At 72.2% G+C, this 23,633-nt stretch carries 19 protein-coding genes; 7 read left to right on the top strand and 12 right to left on the bottom strand.

All coding sequences use genetic code 11. The annotated features are described in order from the left end of the window. The first annotated feature begins 79 nt into the window (after nt 1-79). Nucleotides 80-1,042 (top strand): pirin family protein, encoded by a 963-nt coding sequence (locus AB5J54_RS19700; RefSeq protein ID WP_369145229.1) that lies wholly within the window; start codon nt 80-82, stop codon nt 1,040-1,042. A gap of 84 nt (nt 1,043-1,126) precedes the next feature. Next, nucleotides 1,127-2,188 carry an AI-2E family transporter gene (locus AB5J54_RS19695; RefSeq protein WP_369145228.1) on the top strand — a complete coding sequence of 354 codons (1,062 nt, stop codon included), beginning with the start codon at nt 1,127-1,129 and terminating at the stop codon, nt 2,186-2,188. Here AB5J54_RS19695 and AB5J54_RS19690 read toward each other — a convergent pair. Both AB5J54_RS19690 and AB5J54_RS19685 read right to left on the bottom strand, forming a co-directional pair. After that, a complete protein-coding gene (locus AB5J54_RS19690) occupies nt 2,185-3,000 on the bottom strand; it encodes an MBL fold metallo-hydrolase (protein WP_369145227.1) in 816 nt (271 codons plus the stop codon). The two genes, AB5J54_RS19695 and AB5J54_RS19690, sit on opposite strands and share 4 nt — an antisense overlap. Before the next feature lie 411 nt (nt 3,001-3,411). Further along, a complete protein-coding gene (locus tag AB5J54_RS19685; RefSeq protein WP_369145226.1) occupies nt 3,412-5,532 on the bottom strand; it encodes a SpoIIE family protein phosphatase in 2,121 nt (706 codons plus the stop codon). Between the two features lie 174 nt (nt 5,533-5,706). On the opposite strand from AB5J54_RS19685, the gene aspS reads away from it, so the two are divergent. Continuing rightward, nucleotides 5,707-7,521 carry an aspartate--tRNA ligase gene (gene aspS, locus AB5J54_RS19680; protein WP_369145225.1) on the top strand — a complete coding sequence of 605 codons (1,815 nt, stop codon included), beginning with the start codon at nt 5,707-5,709 and terminating at the stop codon, nt 7,519-7,521. Nucleotides 7,522-7,663: 142 nt separating this feature from the next. On the opposite strand, the gene AB5J54_RS19675 is transcribed toward aspS, so the two are convergent. Then, nucleotides 7,664-8,407, bottom strand: coding sequence for a hypothetical protein (locus tag AB5J54_RS19675; protein WP_369145224.1), 744 nt, complete (start codon nt 8,405-8,407; stop codon nt 7,664-7,666). Between the two features lie 203 nt (nt 8,408-8,610). Between AB5J54_RS19675 and AB5J54_RS19670 the strand changes: the two genes are divergently transcribed. Beyond that, a complete protein-coding gene (locus AB5J54_RS19670) occupies nt 8,611-8,964 on the top strand; it encodes a DoxX family protein (protein WP_369145223.1) in 354 nt (117 codons plus the stop codon). A 68-nt stretch (nt 8,965-9,032) separates the two neighbouring features. Here AB5J54_RS19670 and metG read toward each other — a convergent pair whose 3' ends face one another. Next, nucleotides 9,033-10,640 (bottom strand): methionine--tRNA ligase, encoded by a 1,608-nt coding sequence (gene metG / locus AB5J54_RS19665; protein WP_369145222.1) that lies wholly within the window; start codon nt 10,638-10,640, stop codon nt 9,033-9,035. A 99-nt stretch (nt 10,641-10,739) separates the two neighbouring features. On the opposite strand from metG, the gene AB5J54_RS19660 reads away from it, so the two are divergent. Together AB5J54_RS19660 and AB5J54_RS19655 are read left to right on the top strand one after the other, a co-directional pair. Further along, nucleotides 10,740-11,492 carry a response regulator transcription factor gene (locus AB5J54_RS19660; protein ID WP_369145221.1) on the top strand — a complete coding sequence of 251 codons (753 nt, stop codon included), beginning with the start codon at nt 10,740-10,742 and terminating at the stop codon, nt 11,490-11,492. Continuing rightward, nucleotides 11,489-12,580, top strand: a complete 1,092-nt coding sequence (locus AB5J54_RS19655; RefSeq protein WP_369145220.1) for an ATP-binding protein — start codon at nt 11,489-11,491, stop codon at nt 12,578-12,580. Before AB5J54_RS19660 ends, AB5J54_RS19655 begins: the two co-directional genes overlap by 4 nt. Here the strand turns inward: AB5J54_RS19655 and AB5J54_RS19650 are convergent. Then, nucleotides 12,577-14,136 (bottom strand): VWA domain-containing protein, encoded by a 1,560-nt coding sequence (locus AB5J54_RS19650; protein ID WP_369145218.1) that lies wholly within the window; start codon nt 14,134-14,136, stop codon nt 12,577-12,579. The two genes, AB5J54_RS19655 and AB5J54_RS19650, sit on opposite strands and share 4 nt — an antisense overlap. A 235-nt stretch (nt 14,137-14,371) precedes the next feature. On the opposite strand from AB5J54_RS19650, the gene AB5J54_RS19645 reads away from it, so the two are divergent. Beyond that, on the top strand, nt 14,372-16,429 hold the full coding sequence (locus AB5J54_RS19645; RefSeq protein ID WP_369145217.1) for a PhoX family phosphatase: 2,058 nt from the start codon (nt 14,372-14,374) through the stop codon (nt 16,427-16,429). Nucleotides 16,430-16,448: 19 nt separating this feature from the next. Here AB5J54_RS19645 and AB5J54_RS19640 read toward each other — a convergent pair whose 3' ends face one another. The 7 genes from AB5J54_RS19640 to AB5J54_RS19610 form a co-directional block, all read right to left on the bottom strand. Next, nucleotides 16,449-17,438 carry a hypothetical protein gene (locus tag AB5J54_RS19640; protein ID WP_369145216.1) on the bottom strand — a complete coding sequence of 330 codons (990 nt, stop codon included), beginning with the start codon at nt 17,436-17,438 and terminating at the stop codon, nt 16,449-16,451. Between the two features lie 62 nt (nt 17,439-17,500). Beyond that, a complete protein-coding gene (locus AB5J54_RS19635; protein WP_369145215.1) occupies nt 17,501-18,976 on the bottom strand; it encodes an APC family permease in 1,476 nt (491 codons plus the stop codon). Between the two features lie 206 nt (nt 18,977-19,182). Then, the gene (locus AB5J54_RS19630) at nt 19,183-21,174 is read right to left on the bottom strand and encodes an FUSC family protein (protein ID WP_369145214.1); all 1,992 of its coding nucleotides are present in this window, start codon (nt 21,172-21,174) and stop codon (nt 19,183-19,185) included. Between the two features lie 325 nt (nt 21,175-21,499). Further along, complete coding sequence (locus AB5J54_RS19625) at nt 21,500-21,742, bottom strand: DUF2630 family protein (RefSeq protein ID WP_369145213.1); 243 nt, start codon at nt 21,740-21,742, stop codon at nt 21,500-21,502. Nucleotides 21,743-21,870: 128 nt separating this feature from the next. Further along, nucleotides 21,871-22,308 carry a hypothetical protein gene (locus tag AB5J54_RS19620; protein WP_369145212.1) on the bottom strand — a complete coding sequence of 146 codons (438 nt, stop codon included), beginning with the start codon at nt 22,306-22,308 and terminating at the stop codon, nt 21,871-21,873. An 11-nt stretch (nt 22,309-22,319) separates the two neighbouring features. Beyond that, entirely contained in the window at nt 22,320-22,760 is a 441-nt protein-coding gene (locus AB5J54_RS19615; RefSeq protein ID WP_369145211.1) for a hypothetical protein, read from the bottom strand. A 37-nt stretch (nt 22,761-22,797) separates the two neighbouring features. Continuing rightward, entirely contained in the window at nt 22,798-23,571 is a 774-nt protein-coding gene (locus tag AB5J54_RS19610) for an alpha/beta fold hydrolase (protein ID WP_369145210.1), read from the bottom strand. Between the last annotated feature and the right edge of the window lie 62 nt (nt 23,572-23,633).

The raw sequence follows: 23,633 nt of genomic DNA, 5'->3' as shown, positions 1-23,633 counted from the left end.
GCGTTTCGCGTTCCGGGTGGCAAGAAGTTCAGCGTTCAACTAAAGTGGACGTACAAGGTCGCACCTAGGAGGTCCGGTCATGCCCGCTGTGACTGTCGAGAACCCGCTCACCCTGCCGCGCGTCGCCGCCACCGCCGACGCCGTCTCCCGCCCCGTGCTCGCCGTCACCACGGCCCCCTCGGGCTTCGAGGGCGAAGGATTCCCGGTGCGCCGCGCGTTCGCCGGGATCAACTACCAGTACCTCGACCCGTTCATCATGATGGACCAGATGGGTGAGGTGGAGTACGCGCCCGGAGAGCCCAAGGGCACGCCCTGGCACCCCCACCGCGGCTTCGAGACCGTCACCTACATCATCGACGGGACCTTCGACCACCAGGACTCCAACGGTGGCGGCGGCACCATCACCAACGGCGACACCCAGTGGATGACCGCCGGCTCCGGCCTCCTCCACATCGAGGCCCCGCCGGAGTCCCTCGTCGTCAGCGGCGGCCTCTTCCACGGCCTCCAGCTGTGGGTGAACCTGCCCGCGAGCGACAAGATGATGGCCCCCCGCTACCAGGACATCCGCGGCGGCCAGGTCCAGCTCCTCACCTCCCCCGACGGCGGCGCGCTGCTCCGCGTCATCGCCGGCGAGCTCGACGGCCACCAGGGGCCCGGCATCACCCACACCCCGATCACGATGATCCACGCCACCCTGCGCCCCGGCGCCGAGATCAGCCTGCCGTGGCGCGAGGACTTCAACGGACTCGCGTACGTGCTCGCCGGCCGCGGCACGGCCGGTGCCGAACGGCGCCCGATCCACATGGGCCAGACCGCCGTCTTCGGCAAGGGCGGCGCGCTCACCGTCCGCGCGGACGAGAAGCAGGACGGGAACACCCCGGACCTGGAGGTCGTGCTCCTCGGCGGGCAGCCGATCCGTGAGCCGATGGCCCACTACGGCCCCTTCGTGATGAACACCCAGGCCGAACTCCGCCAGGCCTTCGAGGACTTCCAGGCGGGCCGCCTCGGCACGATCCCGGCCGTCCACGGAATGGGCGAGTAGGTACGCAACGCCCGATGACGGGCCGTCACCCGTACGGCCCGTCAGCAGGCGACGACACGCCGGCCGGCGTGGTCCGGTGAGGAGGTGCAGACCAGCCGAGCGCCGCTCCTCCCCGAACCCGCCCGCCGGTTCGCCGCCTGGTGCGTGGTCCTGCTCCTCGCCGCCGGGGTCGCCGCCGTCTTCGTCTGGCTCTGCGTCGTCTTCAAGACGGCCGTCACCCCCGTCCTCCTCGCGATCCTCGGCACCGCCCTCCTCGGGCCGCTCCACCGGCGCCTGGTGCGGATGAAGGTCCGCGAGGGGCTCGCCGCCGCGCTCACGGTCGTCGCCGTCCTCGTGGTCGTCGGCGGCGCCACGTACATCGTCGTCGTCGCCCTCATCGACACCGGCGGCCAGATCATCGCCTCGCTCCGGCAGGCCGCCGGCGACATCGCGAAGCACCTCGGCGCGGCCGGCACCTCCCTCGACGACCTCGCCCGCAACGCCGAGAAGCTCCTCAAGGAGTTCGGCGGCACCGCCGCCTCCGGAGTCATCAGCGGGCTCAGCGTCGTCGGCCAGATGCTCGCCACCGCCGTCCTCGCCCTGCTCCTCATCTTCTTCTTCCTGAAGGACTCCGACCGGGTCGCCGGCGCCCTGCGCTCCCTCGCCCCGCGCGCCACCGGCGACCTCGTCGAGGCCATGGCGCGCCGCGCCTTCGAGGCCGTCGAGGGCTTCATGCGCGGCACGACGCTCGTCGCCCTCGTCGACGCCGTCCTCATCGGCATCGGCCTGGTCGTCCTCGACGTGCCCGGCGCGGTCGGGCTCGCCGCGCTCGTCTTCGTCACCGCCTACATCCCGTACCTCGGCGCCTTCCTCTCCGGCGCGGTCGCCGTCCTCGTCGCCCTCGCCGACCGGGGCTTCGTCATCGCGCTGTGGGTGCTCGGCATCGTCCTGGCCGTCCAGGTCATCGAGGGGAACGTCCTCCAGCCCATGGTCCAGAGCCGGACCGTGCAGATGCACCCGGCGGTGGTGATGCTGGCGATCACCGCGGGGGCGTCCGTCGCGGGCGTGCTCGGCATGCTCCTCGCCGTACCGCTGACGGCGGCGGCGACGGGGATCCTGGGGGAGCTGCGCACGCGGTACGGGACGCCGCCGGACGCGTCCTCCTAGGCCGGCGCGAGGCCGCCCGGCTGGAACGAGGCCAGGAGCCGTTCGAGCGCCGCCTGGTCGGGGCCCACGAACGGGTCGGAGTCCGGGGCGGCCGCGATCGTCTCCAGCATCCGGTCCGTCATCCGCACGGCCGGCGGCAGATGCGTGCACAGCAGGATCTCCGGGTTCAGCTCCGCCAGCGGCGCGAGCGTCGCCCGGTACTTCTCCGGGTCCACCAGGTGCACCCACGGGCTGTCGAGCGTCGCCCACAGCAGCTGGGCCCGGCGCAGCTCCTCCGGCTTGAGGTCGCTCGCGTGCCCGCTCTCGGCGATCTCGGCGCTCGGCATCGGGCCGCCGAAGCAGTCGGAGCTGAAGCAGATCCGGGTCCGGTCGTCGTAGAAGCCGACCGTGGCCGGGTTGTCGAAGAGCGGCGGCCGGAAGGCGTGCAGCGTCCGGTCGCCGACGTCGAGGGACTGGCCCGGGTTGAGGAAGTACACCCGGTCCATCGGCAGCGGCCGCTCGGTCGTCATGATCCCGAAGCCGAGGAAGGTCGTGACCACGCGCGCGCGTGGGGCGGCGTCGAGCAGGTCGAAGATGCCGCCGGTGTGGTCCCGGTCGGGGTGGGTGAGCCAGATCCAGCGGACGTCGGCCGGGTCCATGATCCCGCCGAGCGTGGCGACGAAGTCGCGGTCCTCGACCGAGAGCCCGGTGTCGACGACGACGGGTTCGGCGGCGGTGAGGACGTAGGCGTTGACGGGGATGTGCCCGATGCCCGGGATGTCGAGACTGTCGGCGATCACCGTGGTGTCGCTGCCGACCTTGTGGGTGTCCATGGCGCGCTCCGTGGTCCCCCACGCGACCGTATGGCACCAGTCTGCGCCGGGAGCCGCGGCGGCGCCTGGCGGGGCGCTGCGCTGACGCGCCCGCGCCCTGTCGGCCGGCGCCCACCTCCGTGTGGGCAATCGTCCCGCTGGGGCGGGACGGGTGGGCACACGGGACGGCGCCCTTCTGCGGCGCCTCCGCGTTCCGTGCCCTGACCCGCACCACGACCTCGCCGTCACCAGAGGTGCGGGTCAGGGCGCGGGAGCCTCGGGCGCCGGCAAGGCGCGGGTCCGTTGTGCCCACCCGTTCCGCCCCGGCGGAACGCATGCCCACAACGGCGTGGGCACCGCCCCCGGGGGAACGCAGGCCCACAACGGGGTGGGCACCGCCCCGGCGGAACGCATGCCCACAACGGGGTGGGGCTAGCGGCAGCAGCCTTCCCCCGACTCCGGTTCGTTCAGTTCGAACCAGATCGCCTTGCCCTCGCCCCGCGGATCGACCCCCCACGCGTCCGCGAGCATCTCCATCAGGACCAGCCCGCGCCCGCTCGACGCCATCTCGCCCGGGTGCCGCTTGTGCGGCAGTTCGTCGCTGCCGTCGGAGACCTCCACCCGCAGCCGCCGGGACTTCTCGCCGCACGCCACCTCGGCGACCAGGAGCGCGTCGCCGTCGGTGTGGACGAGGACGTTCGTGACCATCTCGGAGACCATCAGGACCGCCGCGTCCAGCTGGTCCTCGTCCGACCAGTCGTGCAGCAGCTGCCGGACCTGCTCGCGGGCCTCGGCGATCCGCTCCGGCTCCGCCTGGGCGATCGACATCAGGGTGCGGCGGGGGGCCTCCCGCACGGTGCCGGCGGGCCGGCGGGAGAGCAGCAGGACGGCGATGTCGTCCTCGCGGCGGTCGGCGAGCGGGCCCGTCGTGTGGTGCGAGCCGGGCCCGTGGACGGCCTCCACGAGGGCGTCGGCGAGTCGCTCCAGGTCCTCGCCGTCGTGGGACTCCAGAAGCTCCCGTACCCGCTCCCAGCCGCTGTCCAGGTCGTGCCCGCCGGTCTCCAGGAGCCCGTCGGTGCAGATCATGAGCGTCTCGCCGGGGTCCAGGGTGAGCCGGGTCGTCGGGTAGTCGGTGTCGGGGTCGATCCCGAGCGGCAGCCCCCCGGCCGTCGGCCTGAGGAGAACCGTTCCGTCGTTCATCCGTACCGCCGGATCCGGATGCCCGGCCCGCGCGATGTCGACCGACCCCGTCTCCAGGTCGACCTCCAGGTAGAGGCAGGTCGCGAAGCGCGGACCGCCGTTCTCCTCGGCGTCGTCCCCGTCCGTGATCCCGTACAGGAAGCGCGAGGCCCGGGAGAGCACCGCGTCCGGCCGGTGGCCCTCGGAGGCGTACGCGCGCAGGGCGATCCGCAGCTGCCCCATCAGACCGGCCGCCCGCACGTCGTGTCCCTGCACGTCGCCGATGACGAGCGCGATCCGGCCCGGGCCGTGCCCGCCGGTGCGGGTGGAGCCGCCGGGCAGCCGGATCATGTCGTACCAGTCGCCGCCGACCTGGAGCCCGCCGCCGGTCGGGACGTACCGCGCGGCGACCTGGATGCCGGGGATGCCGGGACCGAGGACCGGCATCATCGTCCGCTGCAGTCCGAGCGACAGCTCGCGCTCGGACTCGGCCACGCCCGCGCGTGCGAGGGCCTGCGCGAGCATCCGCGCCACCGTCGTGAGCACCGAACGCTCGTCGGGCGTGAACGCCACCGGGTGCTTGAAGGCCGCCATCCAGGCCCCCATCGTCCGCCCGGCGACGACCAGCGGCACGAAGGCCCAGGAGCGGCGCCCGAAGCGCTGCGCGAGCGGCCACGTCATGGGGAACCGCCGCAGGTACTCCTCCGGCGTCGGCAGATAGATCGCCCGCCCGGTCCGTACGACCTCCGCCGCCGGATAGTCCGTGTCCAGCGACATCGACGAGAACGGCCCCTCGTCCCCCTCGCTGTGCCCGTGGTGGCCGATCACCGTCAGCCGGTCGCCCGCCACGCCGAAGACGGCGAGCCCGTCCGGCGAGAAGCCCGGCATGGACAGCGAGGCCGCCACCCGCAGCACCTCGGCCGTCGACCGCGCCTCGGCGAGCGCCCGCCCCGCGTCGAGCAGGAAGGCCTCCCGGGAGCGGCGCCAGTCTCCCGTGATGGGGGTGCGGGCCGCGGTGCCCGGCAGCTGCTCGGCGACCTCCTGGAGCGTGCCGACCAGCTGGTAGTCGTTGCCGTCGATGAGCGGCTTCGACCTGCTCCGTACGGTACGGATGACCCGGCCGTGCCCGTCCATGATCCGCAGCCGGGCCTCGGCGAGGGTGCCCTCGGCGACGGCGAGGTTGACCACCCCGTCGATCTCGTTCCAGTCGACCGGATGAAAACGCGACCGCACGGCCGCCTCGGTGAGCCGCATGGGCTCGGCGGGCAGCCCGAGCAGCCGGGCGGCCTCGGCGTCGAGCGAGACGATCCCGGACGCGTTGTCCCAGCGCCACAGGCCGGTCGCGATCGCGGCCAGGACGTCCTCGGTGCGCATTGCCCCACTTTATGAATATCGGACAGCAGGTCGCCACCGACACTATTCGAAATGCGATCTTGGCCTGGCCGGTACTCTGGGTGGGTCTGCCCTCGTGTCCTGTGACATCTGTGACAGCGGTCACGACCGGCCGGCGCCCCACGACCCAAGATCCCGAAGACTGGATGAACGACGATGCATCGGTACAGGTCCCACACCTGCGGCGAGCTCCGCGCCTCTGACGTCGGCACCGACGTCCGGCTGAGCGGCTGGCTGCACAATCGGCGCGACCTGGGCGGCATCCTCTTCATCGATCTGCGCGACCACTACGGCATCACGCAGCTCGTCGCCCGGCCCGGCACCCCCGCCGCCGAGGTCCTCGACAAGCTCACCAAGGAGACCGTCGTCCGCGTGGACGGCAAGGTCGTCTCCCGTGGTGCCGACAACGTCAACCCGGAGCTCGCGACCGGCGAGATCGAGATCGAGGCCGCCGAGGTCGAGGTCCTGGGTGCCGCGAAGCAGATCCCCTTCACCATCAACGCCGACGACGGCGTCAACGAGGAGCGGCGCCTGGAGTACCGCTTCCTCGACCTGCGCCGCGAGCGCATGCACCGCAACATCATGCTGCGCTCCGCCGTCATCGCCTCCATCCGCTCCAAGATGGTGGCCCTCGGCTTCAACGAGATGGCGACCCCGATCCTCGCCGCGACCTCCCCCGAGGGCGCCCGCGACTTCGTCGTCCCGTCCCGTCTGAACCCGGGCAAGTTCTACGCGCTGCCGCAGGCGCCGCAGCAGTTCAAGCAGCTGCTGATGATCTCCGGCTTCGACCGGTACTTCCAGATCGCGCCCTGCTTCCGCGACGAGGACGCCCGCGCCGACCGCTCGCCGGGCGAGTTCTACCAGCTCGACGTCGAGATGTCGTTCGTCGAGCAGGAGGACGTCTTCCAGCCGATCGAGAAGCTCATGACGGAGCTCTTCGAGGAGTTCGGCGGCGGCCGCCACGTCACGTCGCCCTTCCCGCGCATCCCGTTCCGCGAGTCGATGCTGAAGTACGGCAACGACAAGCCGGACCTGCGCACCGACCTCGAACTCGTCGACATCTCGGACGTCTTCGAGAACTCCGAGTTCAAGGCCTTCGCCGGCAAGCACGTCCGCGCGCTCGCCGTCCCGAACACCGGCGACCAGCCGCGCAAGTTCTTCGACTCGCTCGGCGACTTCGCGGTCTCCCTCGGCGCGAAGGGCCTGGCCTGGGTCCGCGTCGGCGAGGAGAACGCCCTCACCGGCCCCATCGCCAAGTTCCTCACCGAGGAGAACGTCAAGGTCCTCACCGAGCGCCTCGGCCTCGCCCCCGGCCACGCGATCTTCTTCGGCGCGGGCGAGTTCGACGAGGTCTCCAAGATCATGGGCCCGGTCCGGGTCGAGGCCGCCAAGCGCGCCGGCCAGTTCGAGGAGAACGTCTTCCGCTTCGCGTGGATCGTCGACTTCCCGATGTACGAGCGGGACGAGGAGACCGGCAAGATCGACTTCTCGCACAACCCGTTCTCCATGCCGCAGGGCGGCCTTGAGGCCCTGGAGACCCAGGACCCGCTGGACGTCCTCGGCTGGCAGTACGACATCGTCTGCAACGGCATCGAGCTCTCCTCCGGCGCCATCCGGAACCACGAGCCCGAGATCATGTTCAAGGCCTTCGAGATCGCGGGCTACTCCCGCGAGACCGTCGAGTCCGAGTTCGCCGGTATGCTCCGCGCCTTCGAGTTCGGCGCCCCGCCGCACGGTGGCATCGCCCCGGGCGTCGACCGCATCGTCATGCTCCTCGCCGACGAGCCGAACATCCGCGAGATCATCGCCTTCCCGCTCAACGGCAACGGCCAGGACCTCCTGATGGGCGCCCCGACCGAGCTGGACGAGTCCCGCCTGCGCGAGCTGAACATCCAGCTCCGCAAGCCGGTCGAGAAGAAGACGGAGGACCGCCCGGTGACGGAATCGGTCCACCCGGAGGCGGGCCGCTAAGCGCCCCCGCACGCCAAGGAGGGGCCCGGAACCGCACGGCGGTTCCGGGCCCCACTGCTGTGCCCCGCCTCCGCGAACGACCAGCGGGCCCTGACCCCATGGCCGCGCGTACCCGGCCGGCCGCGCCGGGCGGCCGGGCTTCTCAGCTCTCCTCGGTGAAGTGATGCACGATGATCCACTTGTCGTACTCCTCGTCGGACACGGCGCACATCGTCCGCCCGTCCACGGACACGGCCAGGAACTCCGGGTGTCCGGCGCCTGCCAGGATGCGGGAGGGCAGGTCGACTCCGACGGGGTCCTTGATGCGCACCCAGCCGCGCTCGAAACAGCCGTTGCCCGGGACCAGCATGCAGAACTCACCGTCCTCGTCCACGAGGTGAGCGGACATCGCCAGCGCGTTCCACCGGCGGTCCAGTTCCGTCGCGGCATCGGGTCGCGCATGGCTGACCGTGGTGGTCGGCTTCACTTCATACCCCGCGAAGGCGAAGTGGGCCCGGCGGGCCTCGGGCAGAAGGGGTGATCTGTCGAAGTCCAGGACCTGGAGGCCGCTCGCTTCGAGCTTCCGGTACCAGTCGGGCAGGGGGTGGGACACGAGGACGTCGCCTTCCCGAAGCCCTTCGAGCGGCCCGCCGGAGAGGAGGACCGCGGCGCTGTGCGGGGGGCCGATCGATTCCAGGGACCGCCTGAACTTCTCGATGACGTGCAGCGTGAGCGTGACCTCGGGGTCGATCGTGTCCTGGTCCCGCTCCAGGACGAAGACCTGCCCGACGCGGGCGAGGCCCCCGATGCAGCGGATGACGCAGATTCCTCCGTCGGCGTCGCCCGCTCCCACCACCTCGTGGATCTGGAGCCTGCTGAAGAGGCCTGGACGCTCGGAGGCAGGCATGGCGGCCTTCCCGGTCGGTGGATCTCGGCTGCGGTCGACACCAGACTGACGTCGGGACACCAGGGCTCGCAAAGCGTTTCGCGCCCTGTGCGAGGCGGCCTACGAAGAAATTCTCCGGCCGCTGTCACACATCCCGCCCGGCCTCCGTCAGTGCAGTGTCCGGCTCGAACGAGGCGGACACGGGAAAGGCCTAAGGAGCCGAGATGTTCGCCGAGATGTCCACCACCGCCATCGTCGTCACCGCCGTCGCCGCGTTCATGGCCGGGTTCTCCGGGGCATCGATCTTCTTCAAGGCCAAGTTCACCGTCGAGCCCCTCGCCCAGTACGGGGTTCCGCAGGCCTGGTGGAACTGGCTCGGGGCCGCCAAGGCCGCCGGGGCCGTCGGACTCATCGTCGGGTTCTACGTCCCGGTCATCGGGACCCTCGCCGCGATCGGGCTCATCCTGTACTTCCTCGGTGCCGTGATCACCGTGATCCGCGCCCGCGCCTACGGCCACGCCGCCTTCCCGGTCGTCTACATGGCGCCCGCCGTCGCCGCCCTGGCGCTGACCTGGTGACGCGGTGCGCGTACGACGAAGGCCGCCGGCCCCCTGCGAACAGGGGAACGGCGGCCTTCAGCGTGGTGTCAGTCCTTCTTCGGGTCCTCCAGGCGCGGGAACAGCACCGCGCCCTTCGTCACCGTCGCACCGGCCGGCAGCTGCCCCCACGTGCCCGAGGACTGGACCGGCTGCGCCGCCAGGGCGCCCAGGGACGCCTCCGCGCCCAGGGACTCCCAGAGGGCCTGCGAGGTCTCCGGCATGATCGGGTTGAGGAGGACGGCGACGGCGCGGAGCGACTCGGCGGCCGTGTAGAGGATGGTCGCCAGGCGGGCCCTGCCCTCCGGCGAGTCGTCCTTCGCGACCTTCCACGGCTCCTGCTCCGTGATGTAGCCGTTGACCTGCTTCACGAAGTCGAAGATCGCCAGGATGCCGCCCTGGAAGTCCAGCTCCTCGCCGATCTTCGCGTCGGCCGTCGCCACGGCCTTCGCCAGGCCCTCGTGGACCGCCTTCTCCGCGTCGCCGTCGGCCGTCGACGCCGGCAGCTCGCCTCCGAAGTACTTGCCGACCATCGCCGCGACACGGGACGCCAGGTTGCCGTAGTCGTTCGCCAGCTCGGACGTGTAGCGGGCGGTGAAGTCCTCCCACGAGAACGAGCCGTCGCTGCCGAACGCGATCGCCCGCAGGAAGTACCAGCGGTACGCGTCCACACCGAAGTGCGAGGTCAGGTCCTGCGGCTTGATGCCCGTCAGGTTCGACTTCGACATCTTCTCGCCGCCGACCATCAGCCAGCCGTTGGCCGCGACCTTGCCCGGCACCGGGAGGCCCTGTGCCATCAGCATCGCCGGCCAGATCACCGCGTGGAACCGCAGGATGTCCTTGCCGACCAGGTGCACGTTCGCCGGGAAGGTCTCCTCGAACTTCGCCGGGTTCTCGTTGTAGCCGACGGCCGTCGCGTAGTTCAGGAGCGCGTCGACCCACACGTAGATGACGTGCTTCTCGTCCCACGGGATCGGGATGCCCCAGTCGAACGTCGACCGCGAGATGGAGAGGTCCTGCAGGCCCTGCTTGACGAAGTTCACGACCTCGTTGCGGGCCGACTCCGGCTGGATGAAGCCCGGGTTCGCCTCGTAGAACTCCAGCAGCTTCGGGCCGTACTCGCTCAGCTTGAAGAAGTAGTTCTCCTCCTTGAGGATCTCCACCGGCTTCTTGTGGATCGGGCACAGCTTCGTGCCGTCCTCGGCCTCGATGAGATCGCCCGGGAGCTTGTACTCCTCGCAGCCCACGCAGTACGGGCCTTCGTACCCGCCCTTGTAGATCTCGTCCTTGTCGTACAGGTCCTGCACGAACTCCTGGACGCGGTCGGTGTGACGCTTCTGCGTGGTGCGGATGAAGTCGTCGTTCGCGATGTTCAGGTGCTCCCAGAGGGGCTTCCACGCCTCCTCGACGAGCTTGTCGCACCAGGCCTGGGGCGTGACGTTGTTCGCCTCGGCCGTGCGCATGATCTTCTGACCGTGCTCGTCCGTGCCGGTGAGGTACCACACCTTCTCGCCGCGCTGACGGTGCCAGCGCGTGAGCACGTCGCCTGCGACGGTCGTGTAGGCGTGGCCCAGGTGAGGAGCGTCGTTGACGTAGTAGATGGGGGTCGTGACGTAGAACGCCTTCGCCCCCTGCTTCTCGGATCCAGTGGCCGCCATGGTCGAAATCCTAACGGCCCGACGAAGATCCACTCACATCGATAAGGCGGGGTGGGGCGGGGGCGGGCCCCGTGGCCCTCCTCGGGAAGGATGGGCCGCATGCGTGTACTCGTAGCCGAGGACGAGCGGGACCTCGCCGCGCTCCTCGCCACCGGCCTCCGGCGGGCGGGCTTCGCCGTCGACACCGTCCACGCGGGCGACGACGCCCTGGAACGGCTGGGCCTGCACGGGGACGGCGGTGCCGTGGAGCCCCCGGGGCCGCCTTCGTACGGCGGCGCCGTGGAGCCACCGGGGCCTTCCACGTACGGCGGCGCCGCCCTCGGTCCGTACGACGTGCTCGTCCTCGATCGTGACCTGCCCCGTGTCCACGGCGACGACGTGGCCCGGCGGCTCCTCGCCGCCGGGTCCCCCACCCGGATCCTCATGCTCACCGCCTCCTCCGCCGTCGAGGACCGGGTCGAAGGCCTCGACCTCGGCGCCGACGACTACCTCGGCAAGCCCTTCGACTTCCCCGAGCTGGTCTCCCGCGTCCGCGCCCTCCGGCGGCGCTCCGCCCGGCCCGCCCTGCCGCCCCTCCTCGCACGCGACGGGCTGGTCATGGACACCGTCCGGCGGACCGCCGTCCGTGACGGGCGGGACCTCGACCTCTCCCCCAAGGAGTTCTCCGTCCTCCAGATCCTCCTGGAGGCCGACGGCGCCGTCGTCTCCGCCGAGGAGCTCCTCGAACGCGCCTGGGACGCCCACGCCGACCCCTTCACCGGGGCCGTACGCGTCTGCATGAGCAAGCTGCGCGGGAAGCTCGGCGAGCCGGGGCTCGTCCGGACCGTGCAGGGCGTGGGGTACGTGCTGTGAGCGAGTCCGTCCTCGGCGCCGGTTCCACCATCCGCACCCGGATCGCGCTCGTCTACGGAGGCGTGTTCCTGGTCCTCGGCGCCCTTCTGTTGCTCGTGGTGAACCTGCTGGTCAGGGCCGGTACGGACGCCGACGCGGACGCCATCGTCGCGCGTGCGGACGACGTCGCCGTCGTCGAGGCGTACCGGATCGGCGACGACGTCAGCCGGGCCGCCGGCGAGCAGATGCTCATGTGGTCCTGCATGGCCCTGCTCGTCATGGCCTGCGGCGCGGTCGTGGTGGGGTGGTGGACCGCAGGGCGCGTCCTGCGGCCCGTCCACGAGATGACCGCGCGGGCCCGGCGGCTCTCCGGCCTCGACGAGAGGCTCGACGTGCGCGGGCCCGACGACGAGCTCAAGGAGCTCGGCGACACGATCGACGCGCTGCTCGGACGCCTGGAGACCGCCTTCGACAGCCAGCGCCGGTTCATCGCCAACGCCTCCCACGAGCTGCGGACCCCGCTCGCCACCCAGCGCGCCGCGATCCAGGTGGGTCTCGACGACCGTTGCGACGTGCGACAGATCCTGCTCGACAGCAACCTTCGCAGCGAGCGCCTCATCGACGGGCTGCTGCTCCTCGCCCGCAGCGAGCGCGGGCTCTCCGAACGGGAGGACGTGTCTCTCGGCGAGGTCGTCTCGGACGAGTACGCGCACGCGTGCGTGGCGGGTGACGGGGGTGTCGTACGGGGCAGCCGGGTGCTGCTCGCGCACCTCGTACGGAACCTCGTCGCGAACGCGGAGGCGTACAACCTGCCCGGTGGGGGCGGTGAGGTGGCGGTACGGGTCGAGGAGCCCGGGGTCCTGACCGTCGTCAACACGGGCCCGGTCGTCCCGGAGGGCGAGGTCGACGGGCTCTTCGAGCCCTTCCGGCGCGGGGAGGGGCGGGACCGGATGGGGCCCGGCGCGGGGCTCGGGCTCTCCATCGTGCGGTCGATCGCCGTCGCGCACGGGGGCGCGGTGCGGGCCGTGGCCCGGGGCGCGGGCGAGGGCGGCGGGCTGGTGGTGACGGTGACCCTGCCGGTCACCGTCACCCCCGCCGCTCGTTCCTAGAACTCCAGGCCGGCGAGCAGACCCCGGTAGAACGCCGTGTGCGCCGTCTCGACGGGGGTCACGCCCGCGAAGTACGTGCCGGTACGGGGGGTGCCGTCGAGCTTCCGGAGGAAGTCGAAGGCCTTGTTGTCCTCCTCGCCCCAGGCCACGAACCGCCAGTGCAGCGGGCGGTCGGCGGCCTCGGCGAGCGCCTGCGTGGCGGCCGTCTTCGACTCCGGGGCGCCGTCCGTCTGGAACACGACGAGCGCCGGGCGGGCCGGGTCGTGCTTCTCGTGGTGCGCGAGGACCTCTTCGACCGCCCGGTGGTAGTTGGTACGGCCCAGGCGGCCGAGGGTGGCGTTGACCTCGTCGATGCGGGTGGGGGTGAGGTCGGCGGGCGCCAGGTCGACGGTGCCGTCGATGTCCGTCGAGAAGAACACGGTCGTGACGGTGGCGGCCTCGTCGAGGTGCGCCGCGAGCGCGGTGACCTGCTCGGCGAGACGCTGCACGGAACCGTCCTTGAAGTACCCGCGCATCGACCCGGACCGGTCGACGACGAGATACACGGCGGCCCGCGCGCCCGTGAGCCCCTGCTTCTTGAGCTGCGCTCCGGCGGCCTTGTACGCGTCGGCGAGGTGCGGGGCGGAGGCCTTGAGGGCGGCGAGGGGGAGCGCGGGGGCGGCCGTGACCTCGTCGGCCTGAGCCTCGGGCTCGGGGGCGACCTCGGCCTCGGGCTCCGCGGCCGCGACGGCGACCGGCTCCGCCGGGGTGGTGACCTCGGCCTGCGGCTCGTCGTCGGCGTCCGTCTCGGGCTCCGCCGCCTCGTCGGTGGCTTCGGCGGCGGGCGCCTCCTCCTGCTGCTGCTCCGCAGCAGCTTCGGGGGCGTCGGCCTCGGTGGCCTCGGCCTGCGGTTCCTCCGTGGCCTCCTCCTCCGGCTCGGTGGCCTCGGCGGCGGGCTCCGCCGCCTCCTCCCGCACCTCCGCGGCGAGTTCGGGCTCCTCCGCGGCGACAGGCGCCTCCGGCTCGGCCGCCTCGACGGCCTCGGCCTGCGGCTCGTCCGCGGCGTCAGCCTCCGGCTCCGCCGCCTCGTCGGTTGCTTCGGCGGCGGGCGCCTCTTGCTGCTGCTCCGCAGCAGCTTCGGGGGCGTCCGCCTCGGTGGCCTCGGCAGCGGGAGCGGGCTCCGCCGCCTCCTCCTGCACCTCCGCGGCGAGTTCGGGCTCCTCCGCGGCGACAGGCGCCTCCGGCTCGGCCGCCTCGACGGCCTCGGCCTCCGGCTCGGCCGCCTCCGTGGTCGGCTCCGGCTCCGCCGGGGCCGCCTCGGCCGGCTCGGTGACGGAAGCCGCGGCCGCTTCCGGCTCGCCCGCCTCCGCCGTCCGTGCCTTCGGGATCTGCGGGTTGTCGAACGACGCCGCCACCAGGTCGTCCGCCGCGCGGCGCGCCGCCGCTTCCGGGGTCGCCGGGGCGTCCGGCGCGGTCGTGGCCTCCGGGGTCTCACGCGTCTGGGGCGGGACGGAGGTTGCCGGGGATTCCTCGCGGTCCCGGCCGAACACCTTGCGCAGCATGCTCCGAATACCCATGGGCGAACCCTTTCGCATGAGTGGGGGTGCAGTGTGAATGTCCGTACTGGGCGTTTCGGGACGTTCATCCCTGGCCAGGGCGGACACGTAAGGTTAGCGGCCACCCCCTCCTCCTCCGATGACCCGGTCGCCCCCGGATGCCGCGCATTCATTCGGCGTTCACTCCCACGCCGTCCCTGTGCAGATCTACGCACATAGCGTCGCCGCCGAAGGAATCCGATAACAGGAGGACGAAGTGCGCAAACTGCTGCCCCTGCTGAGCACGAACCCCCACGGCGGCGGCCGTTCCGCTCTCACCTGCCGGTTCCGCTGCGGTGACGCCTGCTTCCACGAGGTGCCCAACACCAGCGACAACGAGTACGTCGGCGACGTCATAGCCGGCGCCCTCTCCCGCCGTTCCGCCCTCCGCGCCGCCGCCGTCGTGACCGTCGCCTCCGCCGTCGGCGGGGCCGTCACCCTCGGGAACGCGCCCGCGGCCGAGGCGGCGAGCGCGCAGAAGCCGCAGCCCGTCGACGGCGCCCGCGGCCTGCGCTTCGCGCCCGTCGCGCCCAACACCGACGACCGGGTCACCGTCCCCGCCGGGTACGAGCAGAACGTGGTCATCCGCTGGGGCGAGCCCATCCTCCGCGGCGCGCCCGCCTTCGACTCCGAGAACCAGACCGCCGCCGCCCAGGCCGGCCAGTTCGGTTACAACAACGACTTCCTCTCCCTCCTGCCGCTGCGCCACGAGCCGCACCGCCAGGTCCTCGTCGCCAACCACGAGTACACCGACGAGGTGCTGATGTTCCGGGGGTACGACCCCGAGAACCCGACCCGCGAGCAGGTCGAGATCGCCTGGGCCGCCCACGGCCTCGGTGTCGTCGTGGTCCAGGAGGAGTACCGGACGGGCAAGCTGACCGCCGTCACCCGCCATCGGCTCAACCGGCGTCTCACCGCGACCAGCGAGTTCGAGCTGACCGGGCCCGTCGCCGGCAGCGACCTCGTCAGGACCTCCGCCGACCCGGAGGGCCGTACCGTCCTCGGCACGCTCAACAACTGTTCCGGCGGCACCACCCCCTGGGGCACCACGCTCCACGGCGAGGAGAACTTCAACCAGTACTTCGCCAACGGGTCGAGCGCCACCGACAAGCGGTACGGCATCGGCACCGGCGCCTCCGAGCGCAAGTGGGAGCGGTTCGACAAGCGCTTCGACCTCAAGCAGGAGCCGAACGAGTCGCACCGCTTCGGCTGGGTCGTCGAGCTCGACCCGTACGACCCCGAGTCCACGCCCCGCAAGCGCACCGCCCTCGGCCGCTTCAAGCACGAGGCCGCGCAGCCCCGCCTCACCGAGGACGGCCGTCCCGTCGTCTACATGGGTGACGACGAGCGGTTCGACTACCTCTACAAGTTCGTCTCCTCGAAGCGGATGAAGAAGGGGTCCTCCCGGTCCGCCCACGAGCACAACCTCACCCTCCTCGACGAGGGCACCCTCTACGTCGCCAAGTTCACCGGCGACTCGCCGGCCGCGGAGATCGACGGCACCGGGAAGCTTCCGAGCGACGGCGAGTTCGACGGCTCCGGCGTCTGGATCCCGCTCGCGACCGCCGGTCCCGACGGTGCCGTCTCGCACGTGCCCGGCATGACCGCCGAGGAGGTGTACGTCTTCTCCCGTCTCGCCGGTGACAAGGTCGGCGCCACCAAGATGGACCGGCCCGAGGACGTCGAGCCGTCCCCGCGCAGCGGCCGCGTCTACGTCGCGCTCACCAACAACTCCAAGCGCGGCACCACCGGCAACGCCCCCGCCGACGAGGCCAACCCGCGCAACGTCAACAAGCACGGCCACATCCTGGAACTCTCCGAGCACTGGGACGACCCGTCCTCCGACGGCTTCGCCTGGCGTCTGTTCCTCGTCGCCGGCGACCCGAACGACCCGGCCACCTACTTCGGCGGCTTCCCGAAGGAGAAGGTCTCCCCGATCTCCTGCCCGGACAACGTCGCCTTCGACCCGCACGGCAACCTGTGGATCTCCACCGACGGCAACCAGCTCGGCTCGCACGACGGCCTGTTCGGCGTGGCCACGCGCGGCGAGCGGCGCGGTGAGCTCAAGCAGTTCCTGACCGTGCCGACCGGCGCCGAGACCTGCGGCCCGCTCGTCCAGGACCGCCGCGTCCTGGTCTCCGTGCAGCACCCGGGCGAGATCGACGGCGCCTCCGTCGAGAAGCCCGCCTCCGTCTGGCCCGACGGACCCGGCAGGATCGTCCGCCCGGCCGTCGTCTCCGTGTGGCGTGCGGACGGGCGCGACATCGGCGTGTGAGCCCCCGAGCCTGAGGCGATCAGCTCACGTCCAGGCCGTCCCTGAAGCGGACGAACTGCTCCTCGGGATCCCCGGTGTACGCCCACGGCACCCATGCCGCGCGCGTCCCGAGCATCCCGAGGAGCTCTCGCGCGATCTCCACCTGCCCCGCGTAGCAGGCCGCGTGCGCGAGGAAGTTGAGGTCCGCGACCTCCTCCGGCGCCACCGGCTGCTCCGGGTCCCTGCCGCCGATCCAGCGCGCGTGGGTGCGGCGCAGCTCCGTCACCGCGAGCTCGTGCTTCCAGTGCTGGTCGAAGCCGCGCACCGGCCCCCGGCCGAGTGCCCCGTCCGCGATGTAGCGGTACTCCTCGACGCGGGCCACCTGCACCAGGACCGGCAGCGGGGAGCCGGGCGGCGCCACGCCCGCCGCGTCGCGGGCGAAGTCGTACATGCTGCCGTGCGTGCCGTGCCACCGCGCCGACCAGTAGCGAAGGACCTGGATGTGTCCCTCGGTGTTGTACGGGTCGCGGCGCCGCAACTCGTCGAACCAGTGCCGCAGTTCCCGGCGCGGCACCCCGCCCTCGTACAGACGCGCCACGGAGAGCAGCGAGACCCAGGGCATCGGGTCGGCCGGTGCCGCCTCGGCCGCGCCCCGGCAGGCGTCGACGGCCGCGTCGATCCGGCCCCGTTCCATGCTGGCGCCCCGGCCGGCCGCGATGGCCGCGTCGAAGACCCGTACCACCTCGGTCGCCGCCCGCAGCACGGCCGCGTCGGGGTTGCCCGGTTCGGCGGCCCGCCAGGTCTCGACGGTGGAGCTGCCGGCGGCGGCGTGCGACAGGAGCCGCAGCCGGTGCGTGCGGCGCGCCCAGTCCGTACCGGTGGCGGCGAGCAGATCCCGTACGCCCTGCCAGCGGCCGATGACGATGTCGTGGCGCGCGTCGGTCAGCGCCCGGTCCCCGAAGTCCGGGTCGAAGTCGGGCGCGAAGCGCTCCGGACGTGCCGGGCGCGCGGAGCGGCGGCGTACGGCCATCGGGGGCCTCCTTCGGGTTCGGCTGCCGTAGGAAGAAGTCGCTGGGTCCGCAGGTGCGGGCGTCAGAAGTCCGTCGCGTAGCTCTTGTCGCGGGTTCCGGTACGCGGGCGCGTGGCCGGGGCCGAGCCCTCCGCCGCCTCCAGGGCGCGGACGGCGTCCAGGCGGGCCGGGCGGTAGTAGTCGCTGCCCTTGCGCCAGTACACGAGCAGCGGGACCACGCCGAGGAGCAGTCCGCCGAGGCCGATGATGACGGCGGTCGTGGAGAGTTCGCCGAGCGATTCGACGAAGGCCCACAGCATGAACGCGGAGCCGAGCAGCGGCCACAGCCCGCCGAGGATCAGGTTCCGTGCGGAGCGGAACAGGACCGCCTTGTACGCGACGACGGCGGCGATGCCCGCGAGGCCGTAGTAGAAGGCGATCTGGAGGCCGATCGCGGCGACGGCGTCGCTGAGGATGCGCTGCACGGAGCCGGCGGCCGCGGCCGCGCAGAACATCAGGAGGGCGGCGCCGCCGACGGCGGCGATCGCGACCCACGGGGTGTTCCAGCGGCGGTGCACGAGGCCGAGCGCGGAGGGCAAGGTCCGGTCGCGGCCCATCGCGAAGAGGGAGCGGGTGACCTGGAGGAGGGTGGTCTCCAGGGTGGCGACCGTGGACAGGAGGACGGCGACGACGAGGAGCTTGCCGCCGACGCCGGGCCAGATCTCCTGGCCGAGGACGGCGAGGACGTTGGGTCCGGCGTCCCGGATCTCGTCGGCGGTCAGGAGGACGTTGACGGCGACGGTGAAGGCCTCGAAGAGGAGGAAGACGAAGCCGACGCCGACGAGCGCGGCGAGTCCGGCGGTGCGGCGGCTGTCGCGGGTCTCCTCGCTGAGGTTGCTGGTGACGTCCCAGCCCCAGTAGTAGAACGCGGCGATCAGCGCCCCGGCGGCGAAGCCCTCGGGCCCGTGGAAGCGGTCCAGGGCGAACCAGGACCAGTCGAAGGCGGTGGCCCGGCCGCGGTGCGCGACGGCGGCGAGGACGAAGCCGAGCAGGATCAGCATCTCGACGCCGGACATCACAAGCTGCGCCCGTACGGTGAGCCGGGCGCCGCCCAGGACGACGAGCAGCATCATCAGGAACCAGCCGGCGCCGACGGCCGCCGCGAGCGGGGTCGAGTCGGCGAGCCCGGGGCTGATCAGCGAGAGCGTGAGGGTGCCGGCGGGCAGCGACCCGGCCACCATGAACACGGTGGCGGCGAAGACGAGCGCCCAGCCGGAGAGGAAGCCGAGGAAGGGGTGGAGGGTGCGGCCCACCCAGGAGTAGCCGGCTCCGGCGTTGACGTCGATGCGGCCGAGGCGGGCGTACGCGAGGACGATGCCGAGCATCGGTATCGCGCAGTAGAGCAGGGCGGCGGGTCCTGCGAGGCCGACCGCGCCGAAGAGGACGGCGGTGGTCGCGGCCAGCGAATAGGCGGGGGCGCTGCCGGCGACGGCCATCACGATCGTGTCGAAGGTACCGAGGACGTTGGGCTGGAGCCCTCTGTTCGTGGTGGTGCGCATGGCGGGTCCTCGGGGGGCGGGGAGGCGAGGCGGGGCAGGGCACGGCTAAGTGGCGTGCTCGCCGGGCCGGTTGCCGACGGCGGCGGGCGCGGATCACGGTGAATCGAGCGCATCGTAGTCGCCCGAGTGGCTTCCGGTAACGGCGGTGGGGAGGGTTCCGTTCCGTGACCGCCGGTAAGTTCTCCCGTACGCCCCCTGAGGAAGGTTTACCGCAGGTCGGGACCGGCGATGGCGCGGGCCGCGCCGACCTCCTGGCGGAGGGGTGCGAGGACTCCGTTCTCGTCGCCGGGGAGCTCCGTGCGGACCTCCACGAGGGTGTCGGTGCCGCGCAGTCCGTCCGCGAGCTCCCGCAACTCGCGCTCCACGTCGGCGACCTCCGCCGGGTCGGGTGCGGGGGCGCCGTGGTCGACCCGGATCCTGGCCGCGGTCGTCGCGTCCACGATCCGCTCCACGGCCACGACGAGCGGCCACCAGGCGGCGGCGCGGGTGCCGGTGGGCGGCGGTTCGGTCAGGGCCCGCTGGAACTCGGAGCGGACGGTGGACAGATCGCGGTAGAGCTTCCGCCGGGCCCGCAGCCGGCCGGCCTGGTCCGTGTCGCCGCCGAAGGCCCGCGCCACGTACGCGGCGGTGTCGGCGACCGCGTCCGCGAGCCGGTCCCCGACCCGGGCGTGCCAGGACTCGGGCCAGAGCAGATAGCCGGCGACCAGGGCGATCCCGCAGCCGATGAGCGAGTCGTACAGGCGGGGCAGGACGAGGTCGAAGCCCTGGTGGTTGAGCAGGTCGGAGAGGAGCAGGATGACCGGGGTGATGGCCGCCGTCTGGAAGGCGTACCCCTTCGCGGAGGAGGCCGGGATCAGGGCCGCGAGCACGAACATGACCGGCACGTCCCACCAGCCGCGCGGCACCTCGGAGAGCACGAGGGCGGCGAGGACGAGTCCGGCGGCGGTGCCCGCGGCGCGGAGCACGGCGCGGGAGAAGACCGAGCCGAAGTCGGGCTTCATCACGAAGGTGACGGTGAGCGCGACCCAGTACGAGCGGGGCACGGCGATCAGCGACACCAGGGCCTGCGCCAGACCGATGCAGAGCGCGAGCCGCAGGCCGTACCGCCAGGACGCCTCGGAGAGCAGGACGGCGCGGGTCGCCCGGCGGGCGCGGACGCGGAGCGCGGCGGGGCGGCCGAGGCGGTCGTCGACGTTGTACGGATCGGGGTCGGCCGATGGGGTCTCCCCTGCTCGCGCGAAGCCGAGAGCTTGGGGAAGGACGACGGCCGCCGCGTGCCGCAGGGCGTGGTCCACGGCCTTCTCGGCGGGCCGCTCGGGCGTCGGCAGATCGAGCACCGGGGCCCCGGTGCGGCCCTCCTCGACGGCGTCGGCGAGGTCGCGCACCGCCGCCGGGATCGCGGGGGACAGCGGCCCGAAGAGCTGCGCCCGCAGATGGGCGGCGGGCGCGGCCTCGACGAGCGGGATGACGACGTTGAGCTGCGCGAGGATCCGCACGAGGGAGGGGGTGCGGCCGTGCTGGCGGGCCCGGCGGGCGAGGACCAGGTCGTAGGACTGGTTGAGGGAGGCGGTGACGGCCTGGCGCTTCTCGTCGTACGAGCCGGTACCGGTGGCCTCGTACAGCTCGGCGACGGCGCGGTAGGTGGCGGCGACGGCCTCCCGCTCGGGCGCGGCGCGGCGCATGGGCCAGCCGAGGAGCGTGAGGACGAGGACGAACAGTCCGCCGAGGGTGAGGAGCAGCGGCGCCTTCCACCAGGGATCGGGCATGGGGAGGCCGGCGCCGACGACGGCGTTGAGGAGCAGGAGGAGGCCGGAGACGGAGGCGACGGCGCCGATCGAGGAGATCATCCCGGAGACGAGGGCGACGAGGGTGAGCGCGATGACCGCGAGCCAACCCTCCCCGAAGACGAGGGTCCCGAGGGTCACCCCGAGGGCGCCGAACAGCTGCGGCACGGCGATGTTGAACACCCGCATGCGGTAGGCGTCGGCGGTGTCGCCGATGACACCGGAGAGGGCGCCCATGGAGACGAGGGCGCCGTACGCGGGCCGGCCCGTGGCCATCCCGACGGCGAGCGGCGCCGACATCGCGACGGAGGCGCGGAGGACGGCGGCCCAGGGGACGGGCGCGGGGGCGGGCCTGAGCCCGGTGGTCAGCCAGACGGGCGGGGCGATCCGTACGGGTCCTGCGGTCCGTGCCATGCGACCAAAGTACGACGGGGCGCCGCGGGCCTGCGGTGCGCGGCGTTGTGGGCGGGCGTTCCGCGCGTTGTGGGCGGGCGTTCCGCGCGTTGTGGGCAGGCGTTCCGCAAGGGGCGGAACGGGTGGGCACAACGGACGGCGCCCCTGCCGGCGCCAGAGGCTTACGCGCCTGAACCCGCACCACCCGCTCGGCACCATGGGGCGCGGGTCCAGGCGCGGAACGCGGAGGCGCCGCGGGAGGGCGCCGTCCCGTGTGCCCACCCGTCCCGCCCTGCGGGACGATTGCCCACACGGCGGCGGGGCGCGGGCCCACAACGGGGGGCGGCTAGTTGCGGTAGGACTCGACCTCGGTGGCCGGGCGGAGGGTCGCCTCGTCCGGGTCCTCCCCGAATTCGGCCTTCGCGCGCCGCTGTCGCAGCAGGTCCCAGCACTGGTCGAGCCGTACCTCGAGGTCGGCGAGGCGGGCGCGTTCCTCGGGGACGAGGCCGCCGGTGCCCGCGCGCTCCCGCAGGGCGCGTTCCTCCTCGACGAGGGCGCCGATGTCGTCCAGGATCTCCTCGTTCTCCATGCCTACCAGCGTGGCCGATCAGCGCCCGTCCCGCAGGTCGAGATCGGCGGGCACGGCCAGGAGCAGCCCCGCGGCCCAGGCGGCGGATCGGCGCCTGGGCCGGAGGGGCTGCGGTGCGTCCACGCGCCTCAGTGTCGCAGGGCCTGCGCGATCTCCGCCTTCGTCGCACCGGACAGGCTCCGGTTGCTGCGTGCCGTACCGGTCTTGGACTGTCCGGGTTCGACGCCGTCGATGTTCATGACGACGGAGTCGAGCAGATTGCCGTCCCCGTCACGGAAGTTGACCATGATCGTGTAGTCGGCCGTCTTGTCCTTGGGGTTGGTCGCGGTGATGTCCGCGACCGTGCGGTCCCCGTCGGTGCTCGTCGGCCCGGCCTTGACGTCGCCGCCGGCGTTCACCCCGTCCTTGACCTTGTTCATCTGCTCCTGGGCGGCCGAGGCGACGGCCGCGGTGGCGGAGGAGACGATCTCGCCGGCCTTGTCCTTGGCGGAGTCGCAGCCGGTGAGGGGGACGAGGAGGGCGGCGGCGGCGAGTACGGCTCCGGTCGTACGTCTGGTGCGTCGCATCTGGCCGCGCCTCAGAACGTCTCGCCCGGGCCGTACCGGTCGTCCGTGGCCAGTGCCCAGATCACGAAGATCGAGATGGCCATGGAGAAGAGCGCCCACCACGGCTGGTAGGGCAGGAAGAGGAACTGGAAGAGGACGTTGAGGGAGGCCAGGGCGATACCGGCGACCCGGCCCCACTCCGCGCCCCTGAGGATGCCGAAGCCGGCGATGGCGACGATGACGCCGAGGATCAGATGGATCCAGCCCCAGGTGGTGAGGTTGAACTTGAAGACGTAGTCGCCGATGCGGGTGTAGACGTCGTCCTCGGCGATGCCTGCGATGCCCTGGAAGATGTCCATGAAGCCGGTGACCAGCATGAGGACGCCGGCGAAGAGGGTGCCGCCGGCGGCCCAGGCGCCGGAGGTGCTGCTCGGCTTGGTGCCCGACGGGCGGGGTGCGGTGTTCTGGCTCATGGCCCCATCGTCGGAGCGTTCGTACGATTCCGAACTTTCAAAGGGGCCGAACGAGTGAGCGGAGGAAGGTGTCGAGGGCCGCGTCGAACTCCTCGGGCCGCTCCAGGTTCGGCAGGTGCGCGGCCCGTTCGATCACGGTGAGCGTGGAGTGGGGGAGCAGGGCGTGCATCTCCTCGGCGTCCGCCACCGGGGTGTACGTGTCGTCCCGGCCGACGACGACGAGCGCGGGCACCGCGACCGTGGTGAGCGTCTTGCGGTAGTCGGGGCGCTCGGCCCGCCCGCGCAGGGCGGCGGCCGCGGCGACCGGGTCGGTGGCGCACATCATGCGGTGGACGTGCGGTGCGGCGTGCGTGTTGTACGGGGCGACCATCCGGTCGAGCACCTCGTCGGCGTACCCGCGCATGCCCTCTCGCAGGAGCCGCTCGGCCATGGCGTTCCGGGCCTTCTTGCCGTCCTCGGTCTCGGCGGCGGGGAAGGTGTCGGCGAGGACGAGGCCCCGGACGCGCTCGGGGTGGCGGCGGACGAGCTCCATGGCGATCTGGCCGCCCATGGAGAGGCCGGCGAGGACGCACTCCTCGACGCCGAGGCCGTCGAGGAGGTCGATGAGGTCCTCGGCGAAGTCGCCGAGGCCGGTGGAGCCGCTCGTCGGACCGAGCGGCGTGGCGCCGTAACCCCGCAGGTCGGGGGTGATGACGCGGTGGGTGCGGGAGAAGCGGTCGATCTGCGGCTGCCACATCGTGTGGTCGAAGGGGTGGCCGTGGACGAGGAGGAGAGCGGGGCCGGTGCCCCGGTCCTCGAAGAAGGTGGGCATGACGGCAGGCTAGGCAGCCCCAACTCCTCGGTGCAATAAGATCTTTGCTCTCGGTGCAATGA

It is taken from the genome of Streptomyces sp. R44 (assembly GCF_041053105.1).
Classification (GTDB): domain Bacteria; phylum Actinomycetota; class Actinomycetes; order Streptomycetales; family Streptomycetaceae; genus Streptomyces.
This window is presented reverse-complemented; position numbering and strand designations above follow the sequence as displayed.